The organism is Collinsella aerofaciens (assembly GCF_015557435.1).
Lineage (GTDB): Bacteria > Actinomycetota > Coriobacteriia > Coriobacteriales > Coriobacteriaceae > Collinsella > Collinsella aerofaciens_Z.
The window spans coordinates 44,255-70,554 of the sequence record NZ_JADNOH010000099.1 but is presented as its reverse complement, the minus strand read 5'-3'; the positions used below and the strand labels follow the sequence as shown (position 1 = coordinate 70,554).

General features: G+C 59.6%; 19 protein-coding genes. 15 read left to right on the top strand and 4 right to left on the bottom strand.

Annotated elements, in window-relative coordinates:
• The first annotated feature begins 340 nt into the window (after positions 1–340).
• The 9 genes from I2G43_RS09945 (at position 341) to larD (ending at position 16,831) form a co-directional block, all read left to right on the top strand.
• Positions 341–3,106, top strand: coding sequence for a YhgE/Pip domain-containing protein (locus I2G43_RS09945; protein ID WP_324249541.1), 2,766 nt, complete (start codon positions 341–343; stop codon positions 3,104–3,106).
• The gene (locus tag I2G43_RS09940; protein WP_195536023.1) at positions 3,107–5,296 is read left to right on the top strand and encodes a YhgE/Pip domain-containing protein; all 2,190 of its coding nucleotides are present in this window, start codon (positions 3,107–3,109) and stop codon (positions 5,294–5,296) included. It begins immediately after the preceding gene.
• Positions 5,297–5,496: 200 nt separating this feature from the next.
• Positions 5,497–6,480: a DMT family transporter gene (locus I2G43_RS09935; protein WP_117765433.1), complete on the top strand. Its 984-nt coding sequence runs from the start codon at positions 5,497–5,499 to the stop codon at positions 6,478–6,480.
• 116 nt (positions 6,481–6,596) lie between these two features.
• Entirely contained in the window at positions 6,597–7,898 is a 1,302-nt protein-coding gene (locus tag I2G43_RS09930) for a M20 family metallopeptidase (protein ID WP_195536022.1), read from the top strand.
• 3 nt (positions 7,899–7,901) lie between these two features.
• Positions 7,902–9,206: an MFS transporter gene (locus I2G43_RS09925; protein ID WP_195536021.1), complete on the top strand. Its 1,305-nt coding sequence runs from the start codon at positions 7,902–7,904 to the stop codon at positions 9,204–9,206.
• Between the two features lie 303 nt (positions 9,207–9,509).
• On the top strand, positions 9,510–10,823 hold the full coding sequence (gene hisS / locus I2G43_RS09920) for a histidine--tRNA ligase (RefSeq protein WP_195536020.1): 1,314 nt from the start codon (positions 9,510–9,512) through the stop codon (positions 10,821–10,823).
• Between the two features lie 257 nt (positions 10,824–11,080).
• A complete protein-coding gene (locus tag I2G43_RS09915) occupies positions 11,081–13,894 on the top strand; it encodes a phosphoenolpyruvate carboxylase (protein WP_369832255.1) in 2,814 nt (937 codons plus the stop codon).
• Positions 13,895–14,772: 878 nt separating this feature from the next.
• Positions 14,773–16,050, top strand: a complete 1,278-nt coding sequence (gene larA, locus I2G43_RS09910; protein WP_195536019.1) for a nickel-dependent lactate racemase — start codon at positions 14,773–14,775, stop codon at positions 16,048–16,050.
• 49 nt (positions 16,051–16,099) lie between these two features.
• The gene (gene larD, locus I2G43_RS09905) at positions 16,100–16,831 is read left to right on the top strand and encodes a D/L-lactic acid transporter LarD (RefSeq protein ID WP_117778830.1); all 732 of its coding nucleotides are present in this window, start codon (positions 16,100–16,102) and stop codon (positions 16,829–16,831) included.
• A gap of 301 nt (positions 16,832–17,132) precedes the next feature.
• Here larD and I2G43_RS09900 read toward each other — a convergent pair whose 3' ends face one another.
• The 4 genes from I2G43_RS09900 to serB form a co-directional block, all read right to left on the bottom strand.
• On the bottom strand, positions 17,133–17,672 hold the full coding sequence (locus I2G43_RS09900) for a TetR/AcrR family transcriptional regulator (RefSeq protein WP_195536018.1): 540 nt from the start codon (positions 17,670–17,672) through the stop codon (positions 17,133–17,135).
• 2 nt (positions 17,673–17,674) lie between these two features.
• A complete protein-coding gene (locus I2G43_RS09895) occupies positions 17,675–18,592 on the bottom strand; it encodes a LarC family nickel insertion protein (protein WP_195536017.1) in 918 nt (305 codons plus the stop codon).
• Positions 18,593–18,602: 10 nt separating this feature from the next.
• On the bottom strand, positions 18,603–19,385 hold the full coding sequence (larB, locus tag I2G43_RS09890) for a nickel pincer cofactor biosynthesis protein LarB (RefSeq protein ID WP_195536016.1): 783 nt from the start codon (positions 19,383–19,385) through the stop codon (positions 18,603–18,605).
• A gap of 113 nt (positions 19,386–19,498) precedes the next feature.
• A complete protein-coding gene (serB, locus tag I2G43_RS09885; RefSeq protein WP_195536015.1) occupies positions 19,499–20,134 on the bottom strand; it encodes a phosphoserine phosphatase SerB in 636 nt (211 codons plus the stop codon).
• A gap of 256 nt (positions 20,135–20,390) precedes the next feature.
• On the opposite strand from serB, the gene aspS reads away from it, so the two are divergent.
• The 6 genes from aspS (at position 20,391) to I2G43_RS09855 (ending at position 26,278) form a co-directional block, all read left to right on the top strand.
• The gene (gene aspS / locus I2G43_RS09880; protein WP_195536014.1) at positions 20,391–22,178 is read left to right on the top strand and encodes an aspartate--tRNA ligase; all 1,788 of its coding nucleotides are present in this window, start codon (positions 20,391–20,393) and stop codon (positions 22,176–22,178) included.
• A gap of 143 nt (positions 22,179–22,321) precedes the next feature.
• Positions 22,322–22,570, top strand: a complete 249-nt coding sequence (locus I2G43_RS09875; RefSeq protein ID WP_035136856.1) for an HPr family phosphocarrier protein — start codon at positions 22,322–22,324, stop codon at positions 22,568–22,570.
• A gap of 236 nt (positions 22,571–22,806) precedes the next feature.
• The gene (locus I2G43_RS09870; protein ID WP_022094360.1) at positions 22,807–23,049 is read left to right on the top strand and encodes a FeoA family protein; all 243 of its coding nucleotides are present in this window, start codon (positions 22,807–22,809) and stop codon (positions 23,047–23,049) included.
• A gap of 40 nt (positions 23,050–23,089) precedes the next feature.
• Positions 23,090–23,311, top strand: a complete 222-nt coding sequence (locus I2G43_RS09865; protein WP_006234774.1) for a FeoA family protein — start codon at positions 23,090–23,092, stop codon at positions 23,309–23,311.
• A gap of 123 nt (positions 23,312–23,434) precedes the next feature.
• The gene (gene feoB, locus I2G43_RS09860; RefSeq protein ID WP_195536013.1) at positions 23,435–25,762 is read left to right on the top strand and encodes a ferrous iron transporter B; all 2,328 of its coding nucleotides are present in this window, start codon (positions 23,435–23,437) and stop codon (positions 25,760–25,762) included.
• Positions 25,763–26,077: 315 nt separating this feature from the next.
• Complete coding sequence (locus tag I2G43_RS09855; protein ID WP_195536012.1) at positions 26,078–26,278, top strand: hypothetical protein; 201 nt, start codon at positions 26,078–26,080, stop codon at positions 26,276–26,278.
• The last annotated feature ends 22 nt before the right edge of the window (positions 26,279–26,300 follow it).

The following is a 26,300-nucleotide window of genomic DNA, read 5'->3' as shown; positions in this document are numbered from 1 at the left end:
TTCATGCAGCAGGGGCTCTCAATGTTTTTATGTCCTGCTCATATCGTCTCTGCCGACAGTTTGGGACATTCCTCGCACCATTAGTCATTGGGGACGTTCTTGTTTGAGTAGTCGTTTAAGAACACCCAATGACTATTTATTCGGACTGCTAATTTGTGCGGGCTGTGGTTTTGTGACCTGCTGATATTAAAGATACTGTACAACTGTACACTAACTCATCTTCGTAGTATATTGCTACCCGCAAAACTCAATACCATTGTGCTTCGAGACGCTAAAGCGCCTACGTACAATGGTTTTTGATAGTACGATTTGATTCAACGACAGGATGGATGGTCCAAGCGTGAGTCTCGGCAGCAAACTATCCGATGCAAAGGTCTCCTTTGCGATATTTAAGCGCGACATTAAGCGACTGCTTGTGAACCCCGTCGCCTTGGTGGTTACCCTTGGCGTGTGCGTTATCCCCTCGCTGTATGCCTGGTACAACATCGTGGCAAACTGGGATCCGTACGGAAACACCCAAGGTATCAAGATTGCCATCGCCAACAACGATCAGGGCACTCAGAACGACCTAGTGGGCGAGCTCAACGCGGGCGACCAGGTCGTCGACCAGCTCAAGGAAAACGATCAGCTGGGCTGGACCTTCGTCGACTCGGCTGCCGATGCCAAAGAGGGTGTCGAGAGCGGGGAATACTACGCTGCGATCGTAATCCCCAAGAACTTCTCCGACAATCTGGTCTCGATGCTCGACGGCAACTACCATCAGCCGAAGCTCACCTATTACGTCAACGAGAAAAAGAGCGCCATTGCGCCCAAGGTCACCGATACCGGTGCCAACACCATCGAGGAGCAGATCAACTCGGAGTTTGTCTCCACGGTGGGTGAGACCGTAGCGGGCATCGCCAAGGATGCCGGCATCGATTTTAAGGATAAGACCGCCCAGGTTCAGGATTCGCTGACGAGTTCGGTGTCCGAGGCATCCAGTACCTTGAGCGAGGTCCGCGATTCGATCAACGACATGAACACCGCTATCGACAAAACGAGCGGTGCTATCGCCTCGGCGGATGGGGCGCTGGCCGGTTTGCAGGGTCAGACGCCTTCGCTGACTCAAGCGATCTCCCAAGGCAACGACCTGTTGGGCGAAGCGCGCACCACCGCGGGCAAATCGATTACCTCGCTCTCTAAGGCGCTTTCGGAGGGAAGTGTTGCACTGTCCAAGACGTCGGCTTCGGCGAACGCTGCGGTCGGAAAGATGACGGGCGCCTTGACGTCTACGACCACTCGCATCGACAACTCGCTCGAATCGCTTCAGACGACGATTGACCATAACAAGACTCTTATCGATCGTCTGCAGAACCTGGCCGACAGCGCGCCGACGGGCTCGGAAGAAGTTAATAAGCTGATCGCGTCTGCGATTGATACGCTTCGAGGGCAAAATGAGAGCCTTCAGGCCGTCAAGGATAATCTCTCCGCTCAGTCAAGCGCTATTGCGAATGACGCTTCGGCTGTTTCGGGCGCCAGCGATGCTATCAACAATGCGATCCAAACCGGTACGACCAACATGAATCAGGCTCAGATGGACCTGGGGCAGAACGCGCTGCCGAAGGCTTCGAGCGCGCTGGACTCCTTCGCCACCGTTTCGGGCGACCTGACCGGCATCGTATCGGGTCTTACGCCCACGATTGCGAATGCGCGTGGCACGCTGGCCCAACTCGATGCCACGCTCAAGCAGGCCAAGACCACGCTGTCCCAGACCGATGCCTCGCTTGTCAAGGTCCAGGACAGGCTTGCAACCGCCGCTAACGACATCGCGGCGTTGCAGACCTCTGAGTCTATGGGCGAGCTGGCCGACCTGATGGGCGTCGACGTGGACGACGTGGCGGACTTTATGGCGTCCCCCGTTGAGCTGACGTCCAAGTCGATTTATCCGGTCAAGAGCTTTGGCTCGGGCATCGCGCCCTTCTACACCAACCTGGCGCTGTGGGTGGGCGGCTATGTGCTCATCGCCATCTACAAGCTCGAGGTCGACCGTGAGGGCGTTGGCAGCTTTACGGCGCGCCAAGGCTACTTTGGCCGCTGGTTGCTCCTGGTGATCCTGGGTGCGTTGCAGGCCATCATCGTTACGGTGGGAGATCTGGTCATTGGCGTACAGTGCGTTAACCCGCTGCTGTTCGTGCTGGGCGGCATCGCTATCTCGTTCACCTACGTCAACATCATCTATGCGCTGTCCACCACCTTTAAGCATATCGGTAAAGCCATTGGTGTCATCCTCGTCATCGTGCAGATCCCCGGCTCGTCGGGCATGTATCCCATCGAGATGATGCCCGGTTTCTTCCAGTGGCTGCACCCGCTGCTGCCCTTTACCTACGGCATCAATCTGCTGCGCGAGACGGTCGGCGGCATGTACTCGTTCAACTACCTGTTTAACTTGTGCATTCTGGGCGTGTTCTTGATCGTGGCGCTCTTTATCGGTCTGCAGCTGCGTCCGCTGCTGCTCAACCTCAACCTGCTCTTTGATAAACAGCTTTCCACGACGGGTCTGATGATCTGCGAGTCTAATGACCTGCCGCGTCAGCGCTATTCGCTGCGCACGGCCATGCGCGTCGTGCTCGATTCGGATTCGTACCGTCGCGAGGTGCTCGATCATGCGGTCGCCTTTGAGCATCGCTACCCGTACTACATCAAGGGCGGTTTCGCTGCTGTAGTCGGCGTGCAGGTGCTGCTCTTCGTTCTGTCGACGGTTCTCGATATCGACAACAATGGCAAGATCATTCTGCTGGTTATCTGGATTATCTCGGTCATTGCCATCTGCGGATGGCTCATCAACATCGAGTACATCCGTGCAAGCCTCAACACCCAGATGCGCATCTCGGCGCTTTCGGACGAGGATCTGCGCCGCGAGATGCGCGAGCACACAGCGGCGATCCCTGCCGCCCGTCGCATGTTTGGCCTGAATGCCAGCGAGCGAGGTTCTAACTCCAAGGATCAGGCTGCCGACCAGTCCATTCACCACGATATGCACCATGTGCCCGCGAACGGGGACGACACATTTGTGATGAATGAGGATGGCGCCCCGCTTGGCAAGCACTCAAAAGGAGGTGAGGCATAAATGAAGAACATCCTGCATCTGTTTAAGCGCGACGTCCAAAACGTGTCTCACTCCGTGATCGGCATGGTTGTCGTGATGGGCCTCATTATCGTGCCGTGCTTGTATGCATGGTTTAACATCGCCGGCAGCTGGGACCCGTACGGCAATACCGGAAACCTTAAGATTGCCGTGGTCAACACCGACGAGGGTTACGAGAGCGATCTGATCCCCGTCGAGGTCAACGTGGGCGAAAACGTGACGTCCGCGTTGCGCGGTAACGAGAACTTTGACTGGGTTGTGCTCAACGATCGCGATAAGGCTATCGACGGTGTTAAGTCGGGCGCTTACTATGCGGCCGTCGTAATCCCCAAGAGCTTTAGCTCCGACATGATGACGCTCTTTTCGACCGACGTGAAGCATGCCGATATCGAGTTCTACGAGAACCAGAAGGCCAACGCCATCGCCCAGATCGTGACCGAAAAGGGCTCGAGTGCTGTTCAGAACCAGGTCAACGAGACCTTTACCGAGACCATCACGACGATCGGTCTTAAGACGGTGTCCAGCCTGCTCGATTACATGAGCACCGAACAGGTCAGCAACTTCATCGCCAACCTGTCCTCGACGCTTGGCGACTCGGTTCAGGACCTGCAGGACATCAAGGCCAGCGCTACTTCGCTTGCGGGCGTTTTGAGCTCGACATCCGATTCGCTGACGTCGGCGGGCGGCCTGCTCAAGCAGACCGGAACTACCGAGCAGTCGGTGAAACAGCTGATGGAGCATGCCGAGAGCGGTATCGGTGATTCGGAACAAGCGCTCAAGGCTGCCAGCGATGCCATCGATGCCGCGATTGATGGAAGTGCGGGTTCGTTCGATAACGTGTCCACCGAGCTCGCAAAGGCCTTTGACGCCGCAAACCAGCATGTCGATCTTACGGTGTCTCAGCTCAACGACGGCGCAGCGTCACTCAATACACGTGCTGACGAGATTGATGCCACGGCGGATAAGCTCCGTAGTCTTGCTGGCCAGGTGAGTAACGATAAGCTCAAGGCAGGGCTTGAGGGCGCGGCTGCTGAGCTTGACAAAACCGCGACGGAGTACCGTAACAATGCCAAGGAGCTGGCGAACATCGCAACGTCGCTCTCGGACAGCATGGCAAAGGTTAACGATGTCCGCGCCGAAACCGACCAGGCAATCGCCGATGCCAAGGCAGGTGTCTCGGGTGCCAAGATCGATTACGACTCCACGTTCTCGGTCAAGGCAAAGGAGCTCAAGAAGACCATCTCGGGTGTTTTGGATTCGCTGAACGGTATTTCGAGCAATCTGGATAGTGCCGTGAGCGGCCTCACCGATGCATCCGGCTCGTTGGCTAAGGGCCTCTCCAAGGCTGCCACGCTGGTCAATAAGGCTTCCGATCAGCTAGGTGAAGCGTCCGATAAGATCAGCGCCTTTAAGGACGAGCTCGATGGCGCCCTGATGTCGGACGACCTTGCCACGATCAAGACGATGATTGGCAACGACCCCGAGGGTTTGGCCGTGTCGCTTTCTGGTCCCGTCGCGCTCGATCGCAAGCCGGTCTATCCGATCCGCAACTACGGTTCGGCCATGGCGCCGTTCTACACGATTCTGTCGCTTTGGGTCGGCTCGATCGTGCTGGCGGCCATGATGAAGGTCTCGGTTGACGATGAGCTCATCAACGAGCTGATCCCCGTGCGCCTGCACGAGATCTACCTGGGCCGCTACCTGTTCTTTGGAGGTCTGGCCCTGCTGCAGGCGACACTCGTGTGCGCGGGCGACATCCTGTTCTTTGGCATCCAATGCGACAACCCGCTGCAGTTTGTACTTGCCGGCTGGGTCGCGAGTCTCGTGTTCTCCAATATCGTCTACACGCTCACGGTTTCGTTTGGCGATATCGGCAAGGCGCTTGCCGTCGTGTTGCTGGTCATGCAGGTCGGCGGTTCGGGCGGCACGTTCCCCATCGAGATGACCGGCCCCGTGTTCCAGGCGATCTATCCGTTCCTGCCGTTCACCCACGGCATCAACGCCATGCATGCCGCCATGGCCGGTGCGTATCATATGGAGTACTGGGTCGAGCTGGGTATCTTGGCGAGCTATCTGATTCCGTCGCTGGCCCTGGGCGTCGTCTTCCGCCGTCCGGTCATCAAAGCCAACGACTGGATCATCGAAAAGCTGGAGTCGACCAAATTGATTTAGCGCGACAATGTGGCGTTGACGGAACATCGAGGCCTTCCGGCTCGACGCTTTAGTTGAGTGAATTGCATGAGCTGCTTGGTTGTTGCTACAGTAGCGGGGCGTGCCGGGGGTCCGGCGCGTCCCGTTTTTATTTGACCATGAGGCGGCACGCAGCCATACGCGTGCGGACACCACGCCCAGATTGAGTGCGAGGATGTTCCATGGCCCAATACGCTGCCAACGAAATCGAAAACATGCCCGATAGCCCTGTAGCCCGTGAGGATTTGGGCGCGGGTGGTATTCCCCGGGGTGCCGGCGCACGCTCGCCGTTGTTCTGGAAAGTTCTACTGCTATCGGTGGCGATTATCTGGGGCTACTCCTTTACCACTATGAAGGACGCACTCGACACCATTCCGGTGTTCGAGCTGGTCTATGTTCGCTTTCTCCCGGCATCACTGGTTATGTTTGCAATTTTCCATAAGCGCATCATCGCTCATTTCAATGCCCGCAACCTGATCGTCGGGCTTGGCATGGGCGCGCTCATGTGGGGTGCCTACGGTTTGCAGACGATCGGCCTGGCACAGACCACGGCGGGCAAGAGCGCTTTTTTGACCGGCACGTATTGCATCCTTGTGCCGTTTGCAAGCTATGTCCTGAGCGGTGAAAAGCTTACCCGGTATAACCTGGGTGCAGCGTTGTTGTGCCTGGCGGGTATTGGCCTGGTAGCGCTCGATAGCGTCGAGTTCAATGCCGGCGATGTTATTACCTTGGGCGGCGCGATCTTCTTCGCCATCCAGATGGCGGTGACTGCCAAGTACGGTCGCAAGATGGACATCAACGTCATCACGTTTTGGATGTTTGTGGGCAATGGCGTTTTGAGTTTAATCACGTCGCTGCTATTCGAGACTCAGGCGCCCCTCTCTGCATGGACGCCGGAGTTTATCGGTGTGGCTGTTTTCCTCTCGGTGGGCTGCACATGCGCGGCGCTGCTCGTCCAAAACGTCGGTTTGGCGCATGTCCCCGCCTCGACGGGCTCACTGCTTCTTTCGATGGAGTCGCCTTCGGGCGTGTTGTTTTCGGTGCTGCTGATGGGGGAGGCGCTCACCTCGCGCCTGCTCGCCGGCTTCGTGCTTATCTTCCTGTCGATTATCTTGAGCGAGACTCACTTCGATTTTTTGCGCAAAAAGCCGCGCCCGCAATTGTAAACAACTTGTTGCGCCGCCCTCTCGGGGCGGCATTTTTTATGCGTCGCCCTTAAAGTTGTACCTTGCACTTTACGCTATCAAAGTGCTTGCTGCAAAAACGTTACTGGAGGGCATTTATGGCACCAGCTCTTTCCGATCTTCAACCGCAACCAGCGCCTCAGGCTACCGCAGCGGCGCAGACCGCTATCGGCGATGGCCTGGTCAAAGAAGCCCAGGCATTTGCCGGTGAGCTTGCCGCATGGCGCCACGATCTCCATCAGATGCCCGAGCTCGGTAACAATCTTCCGCAGACGTCTGCCTATATCCAGGCACGTCTGGACGAGATGGACATCCCCCATACCACGCTTGTCGACGGCTCCTGTGTTGTTGGCCTGATCGGTGCCGGTGCGGCCGCGGCCGCCCAGGGCAATGGTGCGTGCGCGGACGAGCAGGCCGGTACGGTTATCATGCTTCGCGGCGACATGGATGCCCTGCCCGTTGTCGAGGAATCGGGCGAGCCTTTCGCTTCCACCAACGGTTGCATGCATGCCTGCGGCCACGATATGCACGCGACGGCCCTGCTCGGCGCGGCCCGTTTGCTCAAGGCCCGCGAGGCTGACCTTGTGGGGGCCAACGCTACCGTCAAGTTGCTGTTCCAACCGGGCGAGGAGACCTTTGAGGGCGCCCGCGCTGCCATCGCCGACGGCTTGCTCGAGAACCCGCGTCCTCAGGCGGCTTTTGCCATGCACGTCAACAGCCAGTCGCCGCTCGGCCTGGTGCTCTATGGGAGTCCGGCGCTCTCGGGCGTGTACGGTTTCCGTATCACGCTGCAGGGCAAGGGCGGCCATGGCTCGAGCCCCGAGATCTGCATCGACCCCATCACGGCCGGCGTGCATGTGCACCTGGCGCTTCAGGAGCTTATCTCCCGCGAGGTGCCGGCGGCCAAGGAGGTCGCGCTTACCGTGGGTAAGTTCGCTGGCGGCTTGGCGGCCAACGTCATCCCCGACACCTGCGTGCTCGAGGGAACGCTGCGCGGCTTCGATGTCGAGCTCATGACTCATCTCAAGGAGCGTATCGCGGAGGTCGTCAACGGCGTTGCCGCAACATATCGTACGCCGGCAACCATCGAGACGCTTTCGGACGTTCCGCCGCTCGTGCTCGACAGCGATATGACCCAGGCCTCGCTTGGCTACGTGGGCGCGGTGCTGCCCAAGGCCGCCTTCTTGCCGCTGTTCCATGCCATGGCGAGCGAGGATTTCGCGCTTATCTCGAGCGAGATCCCAAGTGCATACTTTACGGTGGGCGCGGCCGTGACCGATACGGACGAACACTTTGCCCAGCACCATCCCAAAGCGCGCTTTAACGATGCCGAGCTTCCCCTCGGCGCCGCGGCTTATGTCGCCGTCGCTCTCGGATACATTGCGGACCACAAGGAGTAACCAATGTCCCAGCAGCGTAAGTTCTTCCCCGGCTGGCTCGTGGTGGCCTCCGGCTTTGTGATCATGGCCACGTGCTACACGATTTTCGTTAACTGCATGAGCCTGTTTCAGCCGCTCATCGTAAGCGACCTGGGCATCACGCTTGCGCAGTACAACATCTCCAACGCCATCTCCACCGTGGTGAGCGTTATCGGCTCGCTTGTCATTGGCCATGTCGCCGATAAAGTAAGCGGCCGCGTTTTGGGCTCCCTCACCGTTATCGCCACCTCTGCCGTTCTTGCCGGCATGAGCTTTGTCGGTGAGCTTTGGCAGGTCTACGTGCTCTTTGCCGTTTCGGGCTGCTTCGCTGTGGCCTCGACCCGTCTGCTCATTAGCCTGGTGACCGCCAACTGGTTTACCGCCAAACGCGGCCTTGCCATTTCCATCGCACTTTCGGGTTCGGGCTTTGGCGGAGCTATTCTCTCGCCGATCGTGAGCTCGCTTATCGTGAGTGTTGGCTGGCGCTCTGCGTTCCTGGTACTCGCTGCCGTCTGCATTGTGGCGGCACTGCCCATCACGGCCTACTCCTTCCGCACCAAGCCTTCCGAGATCGGCCTTAAGCCGCTCGGCGAGAATCCAGGCGACCCGTCTGCTTCTGCCACGGGTGATAAGAACGAGAAGGCAGCCCCCGAGGTCAGCGTCGGCTGGTCTCGTATCAAGAAGAGCCCGGCATTTTGGCTGCTTGTCGTCGCCTTCCTCTTTATGGGGCTTGTCAATGGCGCCATCCTGCCCAACCAAGTTACGAACATGACGAGCGTTACCGTCAACGGCGCCAAGATCGTCACGGGTGGCCACGACCCCATGTGGGCCGGTACGGTGCTTTCTGCCTACATGGTCACGGTCGTTATCGCCAAGATTTCGCTCGGTGCCATCTACGACCGCTTTGGCCTGCGCTTTGGCAATATCCTTGGCTCCGTTGCGTGCATTATCGCCTGCGTGGCGCTGTGTTTCCCGACGACGGACCTCGGTCCTATTGTCGCTGCTGTGAGCTTTGGTGTTGGAACGTGCATGGGCACCATCACGCCTACCATCGCCGCGTCCAAGCAGTTTGGCATGGCCGACCTCGGCAAGGTCACGGGTACCATCACCTCGCTCGAGATGGTCGGCGGCACCGTGGGCGCCATTGTCTCGGGCGTGCTGTTCGATGCCACGGGCTCCTTTGCGAGCACCTGGATCGTGTGCCTGGCGTGCTCCGTGGTCATGCTCGTGTTCCTGTTGGCATCCGAGCCCATTGCCGCCAAGCTGCGCGCGAGCGTGGCGGGGGAGTAGCGGGTCGCCGCCTATTCCTGTTTGTCTGTTCTGCCCGTGGCTGCCGTGGAAGCCGAATGGATGCTCGTACCGTCATTCGGTTTCCAGGGCAGCCACGGGCCTACGAAATGATCCCTTTTCCTCCGTCCCCAAGGGATCACGTGATCCGAAGGGGACGGAGGAAAAGGGATCACAAACCGCGGCGGCGCGTCTGGCCGAACGAGTCCCCATACCCTCGTTCGGTCAGACGCGCCGCCGCGTTGCTGCTTTGTGCCGTATAATGTCCACTACCTATGACGCGATACAAAAGAAAGGTGTTTGCCCATGCAGGCACAGAAGGCGGAGGGAACCCGCGACCTTATCGGCGCCGAGATGCGCGCTTGGCAAAAGATGCAGCAGATCGCTGCCGGCGTGTTCGAGCCGTTTGGTTTTAAACCCATCGAGACGCCCGCGATCGAGCAGGTGGACGTCTTTGTCCACGGCATCGGCCAGTCGACCGACGTCGTGCGCAAGGAGATGTTCCGCGTCTTTAGCGGCGCCAACCTGGAGCGCGTCTTTACCGAGGGCACCGACACAAAACTCAAGCCCAAGCAGCGCCTGGCGCTTCGTCCCGAGGGCACGGCCGGTGTGGTGCGCGCAGTCGTGGAGAACAACCTGGTGCCCCAGGGCTCCACGCCGTTTAAGGCTTACTACGCCGAGGCCATGTTCCGCGGCGAGCGTCCCCAGAAGGGCCGCCTGCGTCAGTTCCACCAGGTGGGTATCGAGTGGCTCGGCGCTCCCGATCCGGCGGCAGACGCCGAGTGCATCATCATGCTCATGGAGTTCTACAAGCGCCTGGGCTTCGATCTTTCCAAGCTCCGTCTGCTCATTAACTCGATGGGCGACGCTCAGTGCCGTCCGGCTTACCGCGAGCAGGTCAAGCAGTTTATCCTCGATCACGCTGACGAGATGTGTGACGAGTGCCGCGAGCGCGCCGAGCTCAACCCGCTGCGTGCCTTCGACTGCAAGAACGACCACTGCCGCGAGATCATGGCCGACGCGCCGCTGATGGGCGACAACCTGTGCGACGAGTGCCGCGAGCACTACGAGCAGGTCAAGCGCTATCTGGATGCCGCCGGTATCGAGTATGTCGAGGATCCCACACTGGTGCGTGGTCTGGACTACTACACCCGTACCGTCTTTGAGGTCGAGGCTCCCGGCGCCGGTGTCGGCTCCATTGGTGGCGGCGGTCGCTATGACGGTCTGGTCGAGCTCGAGGGTGGCAAGCCCACGGCGGGCGTCGGCTTCGCTGTCGGTTTTGAGCGCGCCCTGCTGGCCCTGCAGGCCTTTGGTAACGACTTGGGTGCCGAGGAGGCCCCGTGCGTCTACGTCGCCAATGCCGGCAAGGAGCTGCGCCAGAACGTCTTTGCCATCACGCAGGAGCTTCGCGCCGCTGGCATCGTGACCGAGGCCGACTACCAGGGTCGTTCGCTCAAAGCTCAGTTTAAGCAGGCCGACAAGGTTGGCGCCAAGCTCATTTTGGTCCTGGGTGGCGACGAGCTTGCCGCCGGCAAGGTCAAGGTGCGCGACATGCAGAGCCATGACGAGGTTCTCGTCGATCTGGCCAACGTCGTCGAGGCGGTTCGCGAGCGCCTGTAGCGCATCATTTTGAGCTGCGGGTCCGCTTGAGTGTCTCGTCCATTGCGAGCGATTGTTACGGGGGTGTTTCGCATTTATGCGGAATGCCCCCGTTTGTGTATGCCGTCCACCGAGAAATACGACCATTTAGAGCAAAAACCCTTGCAATGCAGAAAATACTTTTGTGTGGTAAAGCGCAATCAGTGTCGAAAGTATTTCGCAAGCGCCTATAATGAATACCGCATGTTACGTGCATAGAAGGAGGAATGGGAGGAAACGTGGCTGAGAACCTAAGCAACCAGTCTGTACCCGAAGCCGCGGCGCGCGTCGCTGCCGTGGTCAACCGCCTCGTTAACCGAATCGGCTCGAATGCCGAATCCAAGGAGCGTCTCGCTGAGATCGAGATCCCCGAGGAGCTGCGCGACAATCTGGCGCTGTTCTTGCGCCTGGAGCGCCGTGTGCTTAGCGAGTATGATCCCGAGATCGCGGACCTGTTCGACAAGATTTTGACAGCCGAGATTGTGGCCAACGCCGGAAACCCCGGCACCCGTGCTGCCGACGAGTCCGTCGACGAGCAGGGCGTGCCCACTGCCGACGAGCCCACCGCCGTGGCGTTTCGCGAGGTCGTTGATCTGATCGACAGTCTGCCGCTCGATAAGCAGCAGGTTATCGTCCGCGCCTTTACGAGCTTCTTCCATCTGGCAAACCTGTCGGAGGAGAACTACCGCGTGGCGCAGCTGCGCGAGCGCGAGGCCGGCGCATCGACCGATACCGAGGTCGATCCCGCCAACGAGCTCACCGTCGCCTATCACCAGTTGGTAAACGAGATGGGTGTCGAGGGCGCCAACGAGCTGCTCGACAAGCTGGAGTTCCACCCTGTCTTTACCGCACATCCCACCGAGGCCCGTCGTAAGGCCGTCGAGGGCAAGATTCGCCGTATTTCCAACCTGCTGGAGGAGCGTCCGCGCCTGGGCGGCTCCGACCTGGTGGAGAACGAGCGCCATATGCTGCAGGAAATCGACGCCCTGGTGCGTACGAGCCCCATCGCGCTCAAGAAGCCCACGCCGGTCGAGGAAGCCGATACCATCATCGACATCTTCGATAACACGCTGTTCGACGTCATCCCCGTTATCTATCGTCGTTTTGACGACTGGGTGCTGGGCGACAAGGCGGGTACCGTGCCGCCGCTGTGCCCGGCGTTCTTCCATCCCGGCAGCTGGATCGGTTCCGACCGCGACGGTAACCCCAACGTCACCGCCAAGGTGAGCCGCGAGGTCGCCGCCAAGTACTTCACTCACATGGTGCTCAAGCTCGAGGACAAGTGCCGCCGCATCGGCCGCAACCTGACGCTCGAGGCCACCTACAGCAAGCCGTCTGCCGAGCTCATCAACCTGTGGAACCATCAGGTCGAGATGAGCACCCAGTACACCGCACGCGCTGAGCTGATCTCCGAGCACGAGCCGCATCGCGCCGTCATGCTCGTCATGGCCGACCGTCTGAACGCCACCGTGCGTCGCATCACCGACACCATGTACCACAGCGCAGACGAGTTCTTGGATGACCTGCGTGTCGTTCAGCGCTCCCTGGCCGCCTGCGGTGCCGTCCGTGCTGCCTACGGCCCGGTCCAGACCATCATCTGGCAGGTCGAGTCCTTCGGCTTCCATATGGTCGAGATGGAGTTCCGTCAGCACTCCGTGGTGCACGCCCGCGCCCTCAAGGATATTCACGAGAACGGTATCCATGGTGATTTGCAGCCCATGACGCGCGAGGTCATCGACACCTTCCGCGCTATCGGCTCCATCCAAAAGCGCTACGGCAAGAAGATGGCGCACCGCTACATCATCTCGTTCACCAAGAGCGCTCAGCATGTGGCCGACGTCTTCGAGCTTGCTCACCTGTCTTTCGCACACGAGGAGGATGTCCCCGAGCTCGACGTGATCCCGCTGTTTGAGCAGCTCGAGGACCTCGAGGGTTGCGTCGACGTGCTCGACCAGATGCTTACGCTGCCCGTAGTGCAAAAGCGCCTTGCCCAGACCAACCGCCGCATGGAGGTCATGCTGGGCTATTCCGACTCCTCCAAGGATGCCGGTCCTACCACGGCCATGCTCGCGCTGCACTCCGCGCAGGAGCGCATTGCCAAGTGGGCCGAGAAGAACGATATCGACCTGGTACTCATGCACGGTCGCGGCGGTGCCGTGGGCCGTGGCGGCGGTCCGGCCAACAAGGCCGTGCTGGCGCAGCCCAAGGGTTCGGTCAACTGCTTCTTTAAGCTCACCGAGCAGGGCGAGGTCATCTTTGCCCGTTACGGCAACCGCACGCTGGCTCAGCGCCATGTTGAGTCCGTTGCCGCCGCAACGCTTTTGCAGTCGGCCCCGAGCGTCGAGAAGACCAACACCGAGACCACGCAGAAGTTCTGGGATATGGCCGAGAAGCTCAACGCCGTAAGCCACGAGCGCTATCTGGACCTGCTGAACACCGAGGACTTTACACCGTGGTTCTCGACCGTGACGCCGCTGACCGAGGTCGGTCTGCTGCCGATCGGCTCGCGTCCCGCCAAGCGCGGTTTGGGTGCCAAGTCGCTCGACGACCTGCGTACCATTCCGTGGATCTTCAGCTGGAGCCAGGCGCGCATCAATCTGGCCGCCTGGTACGGCCTGGGTACCGCCTGCGAGCAGTTTGGCGATCTGGACCAGCTTAAGGCTGCCTACCAGGAGTGGCCGTTCTTCCGCACCTTTATCGACAACATCGAGATGTCGATCGCCAAGACCGACCAGCGCATCGCCAAGATGTATCTGCACCTGGGCGATCGCCAGGATCTGTCCGAGAAGGTCTTTACCGAGATGCAGCTCACCCGTAAGTGGGTCCTTGCCATCGTCGGTGATGAATGGCCGCTGCAGCGCCGCCGTGTGCTCGGCTGCGCCGTCCGCGTGCGTAACCCCTATGTTGACGCCCTATCCATCGCCCAGGTTCGCGCCCTTCGCGAGGTGCGTATGAACCAGGACGAGATGGCCGAGGAGAAGAAGGCCGAGTACATGAGCCTGATTCTTTCGACTGTGACCGGCGTCTCGGCAGGATTGCAGAACACGGGGTAATCGATAACCCTGTGGCTCTCACCGGGGCCCGACGGGTTTCCCTCTGGATGCATCCTCGCACTTGAAGCCCCCTTATCCTGCTCCTTCGGAGCTACGGATAAGGGGGCTTCGTGCTGCGGAACGCATTCAGAGGGAAACCCGTCGGGCCCCTTCGTCCTCGGTCTTCAGGGATTGGGGCTGAAGGGAATAAAGCGCGCTTCGCGCCCAATGTGGAGTGCGGCGAGGGCTTCTTGCGTCCTGCGGAGTGTGCCTAAAAGTAAACTGATGGCGGGCCCTGCGATGTCCGGTCTTCAGCGGATTGGCCGCTGGGTGAGGGTGGTGCTTGGGGCGACGTGCAAAAAACGGAGTTTTCAGCAGCCAAAGATTGATGCATAAGGCCATAGCCGGCTTTCGCTGCCTTTGTTGATGCTTTTGCACGACAATTGGGCCTTGGCGATGTCCATATATAGCTGGTTTCTCGCCGCATGCTATCCAGATGGGTCGAGTCATGAGGACTATCTACTTTTTGAAAGACTTTTGACACCAAAATCTTATCCCGCGATGCTGAATACTCGTAAAAATGCACGTTCCGGAGGGTACTACCCTGTTACGGCTAGAAATCCATGCGCCATTTTATGCAATTATTGACGCATTTATGCAAAATGCTTTACGTGCGTACGTCTCGGGGTAGATGTTTGCCTCGGCGCTGTGTAAGTCATCCTTTCTATTGTGTCTTTTACGGGCGGCCGCGGTTTCGTTTGGGATCGCGGTCGTTTTGTTGTGGGTCAAATATGAACGTTGTGTTAATGAGTCGGTGGACGGTGGTGTTTTTCGGTGAGCGGCGTATCCTTCCAACGGTTTATCTGGTGTGTCAGTTGAAAGGAAGAGGGCGCTCATCATTGTTTGAATGTGAACTGCCGTTTGACCACAAGACGTTGCATCTGGAGCTCGAGGATAAGAACTTCGTGGGTGTGATGGAAGGTCATCAAAACGAGTTTAAGACTACAAAATCTCAGGAAGAGCTGGTAGAGGAGTCACTTGCCAACCCTTATGGCTCGCCTTCGCTCGAGGAGCTTTGTGCTGGCAAGAAGGATATCGTCATCATTAGCTCCGACCATACGCGTCCCGTTCCCTCGCGTGTGACGATGCCTATTCTGCTGCATCACATCCATTCCGCTGCGCCCGAGGCTCACGTGCGCATTCTGGTTGCTACGGGTATGCACCGTCCGTCGACGCACGAGGAGCTCGTCAATAAGTATGGCGAGGAGATCGTTGCTAACGAGGAAATCGTTATGCACGTCGCGACTGACGACAGCATGATGAAAAAGATCGGCACCCTGCCCTCTGGTGGCGAGTGCATCATCAACAAGATTGCTGCCGATTGCGATCTGCTGCTTGCCGAGGGCTTCATTGAGCCGCATTTCTTTGCCGGTTTCTCTGGTAGCCGCAAGTCCGTCCTGCCTGGCATCGCCAGCTACAAGACCATCATGTACAACCACAACGGTCAGTTTGTGAATGATTCCCATTCGCGTGCCGGCAACCTGTGCCACAACCACGTGAGCGAGGACATGTTTGCCGCCGCCGAGATGGCTCACCTTGCCTTTGTGCTTAACGTTGTGCTCAACGGCAAGCACGAGGTCATCGGCTCCTTTGCCGGCGACATCCACAAGGCGCACGAGGCCGGCTGCGAGTTCGTGAAGAGCCTTGCCGGCGTTGAGCCCGTTGAGTGCGAGATCGCCATTACCACCAACGGCGGCTACCCGCTCGATCAGAACATCTATCAGGCTGTGAAGGGCATGTGCGCTGCCGAGGCCACGCTTCCCGAAGGCGGTGTGATCATCGATGTCGCCGGTTGCGCCGACGGTCACGGTGGCGAGGGCTTCTATCACAACATCGCCGACAACGATCCGGCAGAGTTTGAGCGCGCCTGCATCGGCCGTCCTAAGGACGAGACCCTGCCCGACCAGTGGACGAGCCAGATCTTTGCCCGCATTCTGGCGCATCACCCTGTGATCATGGTTACCGATCTGTGCGATCACCAGATGCTCAAGGATATGCACATGACGCCGGTCAACACTATCGAGGAGGCGCTCAAGCTCGCCTTTGAGATGAAGGGTGCCGATGCCAAGGTTGCCGTCATTCCCGATGGCCTGGGCGTTGTTGTTGCGCAGCACTAGTGCGCGGCCTAAACGAATCGTTTATAACCGACAAGAAAGATAAGGTTTTATGCTTACCAAACTCCTCTGCGAATTCGGCGCGACGGCCCTCATGATCGTCTTTGGCGTGGGCGTGCACTGCGATACCGTGCTCAAGGGCACCAAGTATCAGGGCTCCGGCCATATGTTTGCCATCACCACCTGGTCTTTTGGCATCTCGGTCTGCCTGTTTGTCTTTGGCGGCGCCGTGTGCATGAACCCCGCCATGGTGCTTGCCCAGTGCATCGTAGGCCTGGTGCCGTGGAGCAGCTGCATCCCCTTCATGATTGCCGATATGCTCGGCGGCTTTGTGGGCGCCGTAATCGCTTGGCTTATGTATGCCGATGAGTTCAAGGCTTCCGAGGGCGTCGTCGACCCCATTGCCCAGCGCAACATCTTCTCGACCAACCCCACCACCGAGGGCACGAACTATGCCCGCAACTTCTTCTGCGAGGCCATCTGCACCTTCGTGTTCATCAGCGCCATCCTTGCCGCTGCTAGCCGCGCTGGCGAGAACGTTCTGATGCTCGCCATCTGCGTCGGTCTGATCGTTTGGGCTGTTGGCATGGGCATGGGCGGCATCACCGGCTTCGCCATGAACCAGGCTCGTGACCTTGGTCCTCGCATGGCCTATCAGGTGCTGCCGATCAAGAACAAGGCTGACAACAACTGGAAGTATGGCCTGCTCGTTCCTGGCATCGCTCCGTTTGTCGGCGCCGCTCTGGCCGCACTGTTTGTGCACGGTTTCTTGGGCATGTTCTAGTCTGAGGCTACATAGTTGTCCGCTGGCCGCATGGGGTAACTTCCCAGCGCGTCCTCGGACATGCAAAAAGGCTCGCTGCGCACTTCGTGCGGCGAGCCTTTTTGCATCCTGCGGAATGCGCTGGGAAGTTACCCCATGCGGTCAGCTGCGGGGTCTTTGTTGCGTTCGTACAAGCAACCCAACATATATATCTGAATTTGGATGGGAGGGGCTTGTTGCTGGTAGGGGCGTTGGGCTGTTGTCGATACTTTGGGATGATTGTGCTTTGGGTTGGGGCGGAACTTTGGGATGAGGGGTTTACTTAGTTGAAGAGGGGTTTTATGGCTGATAGGTAGTCTTTGGCTACGTCGGCCTTATCTGCTTGGAAGTTGTGCCAGGCCCACCATTGGACCATTCCTACGAAGCTTGAGGCTATGTGGTGTAGTAGGAAGCTTCGGTCCATGGTGGCGGCGGGGCCGTTTGGGTCGGTAGGGACGGTTTCGGCTGCGCGTGACATGATGGTCTTGCGTAAGCAGTCGGCGAAGATGCGTGAGCCGGCGCCGGCTACCAGTGCCCGTACGCCCTGACGGCGTTCCCAGAGGTTGTTGAGGATATGCTCGACCTGTACGAGCGGGTCGTCGAGGGGCGTACCGTCATCGTCGAGGGCATGGGTGCAGATATCGCTCACGAGCTCGGCCAGCAGGTCATCTTTGCTCTTGAAGAGGCCGTAGAACGTGGCACGACCCACATGGGCGCGAGCGATGATGTCGCCGACGGTGATCTTACCGTAATCTTCCTCGCGCAGCAGCTCGGAGAACGCCGTAACGATGGCAGCGCGGCTTTTTTCTTTGCGGGCATCCATGGCTATGCGTCCGCGTGAACGAGCAGGCAGCGGAGCGTACCGGAGCAACCCTCGTAGGGGCGCTTGCCGGCGCCGTAGCCGACGGCTTCGATGCGGTAGCGTGAGGGCAGTTGGTCGGACGTGCGCAGCGCGGCGACGATGGCGGCGCCCGTGGGCGTCACGAGCTCGCCGGCGACCGGTGCAGGCGTGAGGGCGATATTGCCCGCCTGGCACAGGTTGACGACAGCGGGGACGGGAATGGGCATGAGGCCGTGGGCGCAGCGGATGGTTCCGTGGCCCTCGGAGAGCGACTCGACCACGATGTCATCAATACCCAGGTCGTCGAGGCAGATGGCGACAGAGCAGACGTCGACGATGGAGTCGACGGCGCCCACCTCGTGGAACATGACGGTCTCGGGCGTTTTGCCGTGTGCCTTGGCCTCGGCGGCGGCGAGCGCGTTAAAGATGGCGAGGGCGCGACGTTTGGCGCCATCGCTTAGCTGCGAGCCATCGATGATGACGGTGACTTCCGCCAAAGAACGATGGTGATGGTGGTGGGCGTGATGATGGCCCTCGTGGTCATGGCCGTGGGCCTCGTGCTCATGCTCGTGGCAGTGCTCGTGTTCGTGCTCGCCATGATCATGATGGTGGTGCTCATGCTCGTGCGTGTGCTCGGCAGCTTCTTCGTTGCCGTAGAGCCAGGCCATATCGTGATCGTGGTTCTCGAGCTCCTCTGCAAGCTGGACGTCGAAGTCGCAGGCGTCGATGCCATGCTTGTTTACGCGCGTCACGGCGATCGTAAAGCCGTCGACCGGCAGCGTGGCGAGCTGTTCGCGCAGGCGCTCCTCGCTGGCGCCCAGGTCGAGCAGGGCCGCGACGGTCATATCGCCGCTGATGCCCGAGGTACCGTCGATGATAAGCGTGTGCTGATGGTTGGACATGGAATGCTCCTTAACGGGCGCGGGTTGTGCCGGCGCTCAAATGATTGATAAGGCTTGCCTGGTAGGCGGCACCAAAGCCGTTGTCGATATTGACGACCGAAACGCCGCTGGCGCAGGAGTTGAGCATGGCGAGCAGCGCGGCTACGCCACCAAAACTTGCGCCGTAGCCCACGCTGGTGGGAACGGCGATGACCGGACAGCTCACCAGACCGCCGATAACGCTCGCCAGCGCGCCCTCCATGCCGGCGATGGCGATGACCACCTGCGCCTGGGCAAGTTCCTCGGCATGAGCGAGCAAGCGGTGCAGGCCGGCGACACCTACGTCGTAGAGGCGGTCGACCTCGTTGCCATAGAACTCGGCCGTCAACGCGGCTTCCTCGGCGACGGGTAAGTCGCTCGTGCCGGCGCAGGCGACGACGATGCGCCCGTTGCCGGTAGGGGAGGGCTTACCGCCCGCGAGGGCGAGCTGTGCGTCCGGGGCATATCCCAGGTCGATTTCGTTGCCGAGGAGCTCCGAGGTGCGGGCTGCCTTTTCGACGTCCAGGCGCGTGACCAGGATGCGCTCCTGGCCGGCATCGCGCAGCGTTTTGATAATGGCGGCAATCTGCTCGGCGGTTTTACCGGCGCCGTAGACAACCTCGCCGGCTCCCTGGCGCACCCCGCGCGAAAGATCGAGCTGCGCAAAACCCAGATCGGCGGTTGGCGCCGTTTGGATGCGCGTGAGGGCGACTGCCGGGGTGACTGCTCCGTCGGCAACATCGCTCAGTAACTGCTCAAGATCTCGCTTATCCATATATGTTCCCTTCGACGGTGCAAAGTCTAGCACTCAAGGGCAAGTTTCCGAACACTAAGACAAAATTGTTCGGAAACTATAGGACAGACTGATTCTGTTTTTAGATGGATCGGCTAGTCACGCAGGATGATGTCCATGGCGAGCATCAGGTTGCGCTCGTCGATGGCAAACGGGGCCGCCTCGCGCGTCTTGGGCTTGGCGCAAAATGCGATGCCCGTGCCTGCGGCCTGGATCATGGGGATGTCGTTTGCCCCGTCGCCAATAGCGACCGTGTTGGCCATGTCGACGCCGCACTCAACTGCCCAGTCCAGCAGCTGGATAAGTTTGGATTCCTTGGTCACAATGTCTGCCGCCAGCTTGCCGGTGAGCTTGCCGTCCACGACTTCCAGGCGGTTGGCCAGGCAAAAATCGATGCCTGCAGCGGACACAATCTTATCGGCGACCTCGTGGAAGCCGCCGCTTACCACGCCGACCTTCCAGCCCTTGCTGTGCGCCGAGCGCACAAGCTCCAGCGCGCCGGGGGTAAACGTCACGCGCGCAAAGGTGCGCTCGAACACGCTCTCGTCCAAGCCGGCAAGCAGCCCCACGCGCTCCTCGAGCGCCTGCTTAAAGTCAAGCTCGCCGCGCATGGCGCGTTCGGTGATCTGTGCAACTTGCTCACCCACGCCGGCCTCCTCGCCCAACAGGTCGATGACTTCCTGGTTGATGAGCGTGGAGTCGATATCCATAACGATGAGGCGTGCGGTCATGACGGGCCTTTCCGAGTGCAGTTGTATTGGGGCACATTGTCGCACGCGGCGTGCCTTGGCGACGGCCAGGCCGCGTCAATTGTTTCGTCTCCGTCAAGTCTTTGGGCATGAGCTACTTTTCCGCGGCACATCGACGCGGGTGCGATAAGATAGAACGCCATGTCCGGCTGCGCGGTTTACGCAGGCTGGGCAAATCTGTACGACGCCGCCCGGAACGACACGGGGCGGCACAGATCCATAAAGGAGGATCACTGGTATGAGCCAGACCCGTCCCATCGATGAGCATTCCATGCACACCCGTACCTGCGGCGAGCTTCGCTTCGAGAACGTGGGCGAAGAGGTCACCCTCACCGGTTGGGTGAGCCGTCGCCGTGACCACGGCGGCCTTATCTTCTGCGACCTTCGCGACCGCGAGGGCATCACGCAGCTCACCTTCGACCCCGAGCACTCCGACGGCGACGCCTTTAAGATCGCCGAGACCATGCGTCCCGAGTGGCCCATCAAGATCCACGGCGTCGTGCGCGCTCGTGGCGAGGAGACCACCAACACCAAGCTCGCGACCGGCGAGATCGAGGTCCTGACCGACCATGCCGAGGTGCTCAACACGTCCGTCACTCCGCCGTTCCAGATCGAGGACGGCATCGAGACCAGCGAGGACACCCGTCTGCGCTATCGCTATCTGGACCTCCGCCGTCCCGAGATGATGGCTAACCTCAAGCTGCGCTCCGACTTTACCTTTGCCATTCGCGAGGCGCTGCACAACCGTGAGTTCATGGAGGTCGAGACGCCCTCCCTGTTCAAGTCCACGCCCGAGGGCGCCCGCGACTTCATCGTTCCCAGCCGTATTCAGCCGGGCAACTTCTACGCCCTGCCGCAGTCCCCGCAGCTCCTGAAGCAGCTGCTCATGGTCGGTGGTGTTGAGCGCTACTACCAGGTTGCCAAGTGCTTCCGCGACGAGGACCTGCGTGCCGACCGTCAGCCCGAGTTCACCCAGGTCGATATCGAGATGTCCTTCGTGGACCAGAACGATGTCATGAGCGCGCTCGAAGAGGTCCTGTCCGATGCCTTCGGTCGCATGGGTGTTGAGATGCCCACGCCGCTGCGTCGCATGAACTACTGGGAGGCCATGGATACCTATGGCTCCGACAAGCCCGATACCCGCTACGGTATGCACCTGGTCGACCTGACCGACATCTTTGCCAACTCCAAGTTCAAGGTCTTTGCGACCGCCGCAAACGAGGAGGGCTCTGTCGTCAAGGCTATCAACGCCAAGGGCGCCGGTGCTTGGGCACGTGCCAAGATCGATAAGCTCGCCGGCGTGGCCTCCACGTTTGGCGCCAAGGGTCTGGCCTGGATCGCTTTCCGCGAGGACGGCTCCATCAACAGCCCCATCGTCAAGTTCTTCTCGGACGAGGAGATGGCTGCCCTGCGCGAGCGCATGGACGTCGAGCCCGGCGATCTTGTGATGTTCGCCGCCGGCCCGCGCCTGCTCTCTGACGAGATCCTGGGTGGCATGCGTTCTCACATGGCCAACACACTCGAGATCAAGCGCGAGGGCCACGACTTCCTGTGGGTTGTCAACTTCCCGCTGTTCCACTGGGACGAGGACCGCAAGGCCTATGCAGCCGAGCACCAGCCGTTCACTCTGCCGACCGAGACCGACATCGCCAAGATCGAGGCCGACCCGCTGGCAGCCGGTTCCTGCACCTACGACTTTGTCATGGACGGCTTTGAGGCCGGCGGCGGCGGTATGCGTATCCACAACGCCGAAATGCAGATGTCCATGCTCAAGCTCCTGGGCTTTACCGAGGAGCGCGCCGAGTCGCAGTTCGGCTTCCTCATGGAGGCTCTCAAGTTTGGTGCGCCCCCGATGGGCGGCTTCGCCCTGGGCCTGGACCGCGTGTGCATGCTGCTCACCGGCTCCGACTCCATCCGCGACGTCATGGCGTTCCCCAAGACGGCCAGCGGCTCCGACCTCATGTCGGGCGCCCCGAGTGCCGTTTCCGGCGCCCAGCTCAAGGACGTCAGCCTGCGCTTGATGTAGGCAAGCGGCTACCTATTGCCTGTAACGAGGGAAGGACGTGTGCCTTCCCTCGTTTTTTGTGGGACGGGGGTGCGCCGGTAACGTACAATAACTACCACGTGGCTGGGTTTGCCGGCCGAATGTGCGATGCCGCGGGAGGGGACATGGTCGAGTTTACAAAGACGATTAAAGATCCGTTGGGATTGCATGCCCGCCCGGTTGCGCTGCTCTATGACATTATTGCCAAGCATCGTAGCGACGTATCGGTCAGCATCGGCGATCGCCATACCGACGGCCGCGATGTGATGGGGCTCATGGCTCTCTACGGCGAATGTGGCGAAGACATCGTGTTCCGCGTTTCGGGCGTGGATGAGGCCTCCTGCGTCACATCGATCAGAAACCTCTCGCTCTAACCTCAACAATGTGACAAGGGGACAGGCCCCTTTGTTGCATAAATTGGTATGACAAGGCACCGCAAAGAGATGGTCTTTGCGGTGCCTCTTTTGTTTCGTATAGGAAACTTTTTCGAAAACTGAATCGGGACCCTTCCAAAAAAGTTAACCACGTGCTAGTTTACTAAAGGGAACATAGACGTGGCTAACTTTTGCCATGTCGATATTGAGGACGAACCGATGTTAGGAGCTCACTCATGTCTTGCGGACCGCAGATGCCGGCTATGCCGCTTTCGATGGTAAAGGCGGGCGAAACCGTGCGCGTGTCTCGTGTAAAGGGCAATGAGGACATGAAGCACCACCTCAAGGACCTCGGCTTTGTCGAGGGCAACGAAATCCACGTGGTGAGCTCGAGTGGCGCCAATATCATCGTCACGGTGCTGGGCGCACGCTTTGGCATCGATTCCAAGGTTGCCATGCACATCATGACTGTCGGTTAGTCGACGGCATTTCTGTACGCACTGAAAGGGGGACAAGTAAATGAAGACGTTGGGTGACGTTAAGGTGGGCGAGAGCTCCACCATCGTCAAGCTTCACGGTGAGGGTGCGCTTCGCCGCCACCTTATGGACCTGGGGCTCATCAAGGGCACTTCGTTCAAGGTCGTGAAGGTCGCGCCGCTCGGTGATCCGGTCGAGATCAACGTGCGCGGCTACGAGCTTTCCATCCGCAAGGAGGAGGCGGCCGTCGTCGAGGTCCAGTAAGGGCTTGCGACGTATATTTCTGCAGATAAAGTTAGGTTTTTCTAACTTAATGCAGCATCTTTGAAGCACATTATCCAGCCTGCGCGGAGAAAGCAGTGCAGGCACACAAGGAAGAAGGATTGAATGGCGGATTCTCAGATCCATGTCGCGCTGGCGGGTAACCCCAACTGCGGCAAGACCACGCTTTTCAACCTGATCACCGGCGCCAACGGCTACGTTGGCAACTGGCCCGGCGTCACGGTTGAGAAAAAGGAAGCCAAGCTCCTAAGCGACAAGAACGTTACCATCACGGACCTCCCTGGCATCTACTCGCTTTCCCCCTACAGCCCCGAGGAGCAATGCTCGCGCGATTACCTCATGAGCGGCGAGCCCGATGTTGTCGTCCAGGTGGTCGACGCCACCAACCTCGAGCGCAACCTGTACCTGGCGCTTCAGGTTATCGAGACCGGCCTGCCCGTGGTCGTTGCCCTCAACATGGCCGACCTGGTCGAGAAGAACGGCGATAAGATCGACACAGACAAGCTCTCCAAGAAGCTCGGTTGTCCGGTCATGATGATCTCGGCTCTTAAGAACAAGGGCATCAAGGAGCTCTTCGAGCAGGTCAAGAAGTCCGCTGCTTCTAAGGGCCAGGTGCCGGAGCACAAGTTCGATTCCTCCATCGAGGACGTTCTGGACCACATCGAGAACAACCTGCCGGCGAGCGTTCCCGCCAACAAGCGTCGCTACTACGCGGTCAAACTGTTTGAGCGCGACGCGGACGCCTGCAAGCTCATCAACCTCACTAAGGAGAAGGCCGCTCGCGTGGAGCAGCTGGTCGCCCAGTGCGAGCAGGACTGCGACGACGATGCCGAGTCCATCATCACCGGCGAGCGTTACGGCGTGATTGCCCACATCATTGACGAGTGCCTCGCCAAGGCTCCGGCAAAGATGAGCACCTCCGAGAAGATCGACCGCGTGGTTACCAACCGTATCCTGGGCCTGCCGATCTTTGTGGTCATCATGTTCTGCGTGTACTACATCGCCGTTTCTACCTTGGGCGGCACGGTGACCGACTTCACCAACGACCAGCTCTTCGGCACCGACGGTTGGTACGTGCTCGGTCAGGGCCGCGACGCCTACGACGCGGCCGTCGAGGCTGCGGGCGACAATGCCGACTCGGTCGACCCGGCACAGTACGGCCCCTATGTCCCGGGTATCACCACCGTGGTGCACGACGCCCTTGTGGCGGGCGGCACCGAGGACGGTGGCCTGGTCGATTCACTGGTCTGCGACGGTATCGTTGGCGGCCTGGGTGCCATCTTTGGCTTTGTGCCGCAGATGTTCCTGCTGTTCGTGATGCTGTCTTTCTTGGAGGACTGCGGCTACATGGCCCGCGTCGCCTTCATCATGGACCGCGTGTTCCGCCGCTTTGGCCTGTCCGGTAAGTCCTTCATCCCCATGCTCGTGTCCTCGGGCTGCGGCGTCCCCGGCGTCATGGCCACCAAGACCATCGAGAACGAGAAGGACCGCCGTATGACGGTCATGACCACCACGTTCATTCCCTGTGGCGCCAAGCTGCCGATCATCGCCCTGCTCATGGGTTCCATCATCGGCGATTCTTCCACCACCGCGGCGTGGATCAGCCCGCTCTTCTACTTCCTGGGCGTCTTTGCCGTCATCGCCTCGGGCCTCATGCTCAAGAAGACGAAGCTCTTCGCCGGCCGCCCGACGCCGTTCGTTATGGAGCTTCCTGCCTACCACTTCCCGGCGATCCGCTCTTGGGCGCTGCACGTGTGGGAGCGCTGCTGGGCCTTTATCAAGAAGGCCGGCACGGTCATCTTCGCGTCCACCGTCGTGGTTTGGTTCCTCTCCAACTTTGGTAGCTACAACGGCTCCTTTGGCTTCCTGCCTGCGATGGACGGCATCCCCGAGGAGTTCATGGACTACTCCGTGCTCGCCATGCTGGGCAACCTGGTCGCTTGGATCTTCGCCCCGCTCGGCTTTAGCACCTGGCAGGCAACCGCACTGACCGTCTCTGGCCTCGTCGCCAAGGAGAACGTCGTCGCCACCGCCGGCTCGCTGCTGTCCGTCGCCGACGCGGGCGAGACCGACCCGAGCCTGTGGACCGCGTTTGCCGGCATGTTCCCCACCATGGGCGCTTGCGTTGCCTTTGGCGCGTTCAACCTGCTGTGCGCTCCGTGCTTTGCCGCCATTGGCACCATCCGCAACCAGATGGACTCCGGCAAGTGGACCGCTATTGCCATCGGCTACGAGTGCGCTTTCGCTTGGGTCATCGGCCTGTTCATCAACCAGTTCTATAACCTGCTTGTCCTTGGGCAGTTTGGTATCTGGACGGTTGTGGCCATCGTGCTGCTGGTTGCGATGCTCTTCCAGATCTTCCGTCCCATGCCCAAGCACGCTTGGACCGACGAGGACGAGACTAACACCGCCTCCGCCGCTGTTTCCGCCTAAGTCCAACTGGGAATAAGCCCCTTTCCACGAGCCCGGGTATCCCCGCGATACCCGGGCTTTTTGGTGCAAGGGGGTCAGGTTAGTCTGCACCAGGTTGGTGTAAAGAAACCTGACCCCATTGCACCAACTAAGTTGCGGTGGAATAGTTCCTGTTTGAGGGCGTGGATGGCGAATCCAGGAACTATCTCACCGCAACTTAGTTGATGGGGGAGATGTGGCGTTTCCGCAGATAAAACCGACCAAAATAAACCTGTCCCTTTTTGGCAGGTGGGGGATGGTGTAAAGTAAGTGATGGTTAACTAAAGGAGGCTTGCTATGGCACCTATCGATATTGTTGTTCTGGCTGTGATCGGCGTTGCGTTTGTCGCCGTGTGCGTGCGTATTTACCGTAAGGGCACTTGCGCCGACTGCGCCCAGGGTGGCGCTTGCACGGGGCATTGCTCCAACAAAAAGACTTGCGCTGCACTTAAAGGTGTGGACAAGATCGCCGAGGATCTGGGTCGCGGCGTTCAGTAATAAAACCCAGGCTCAAACGCCC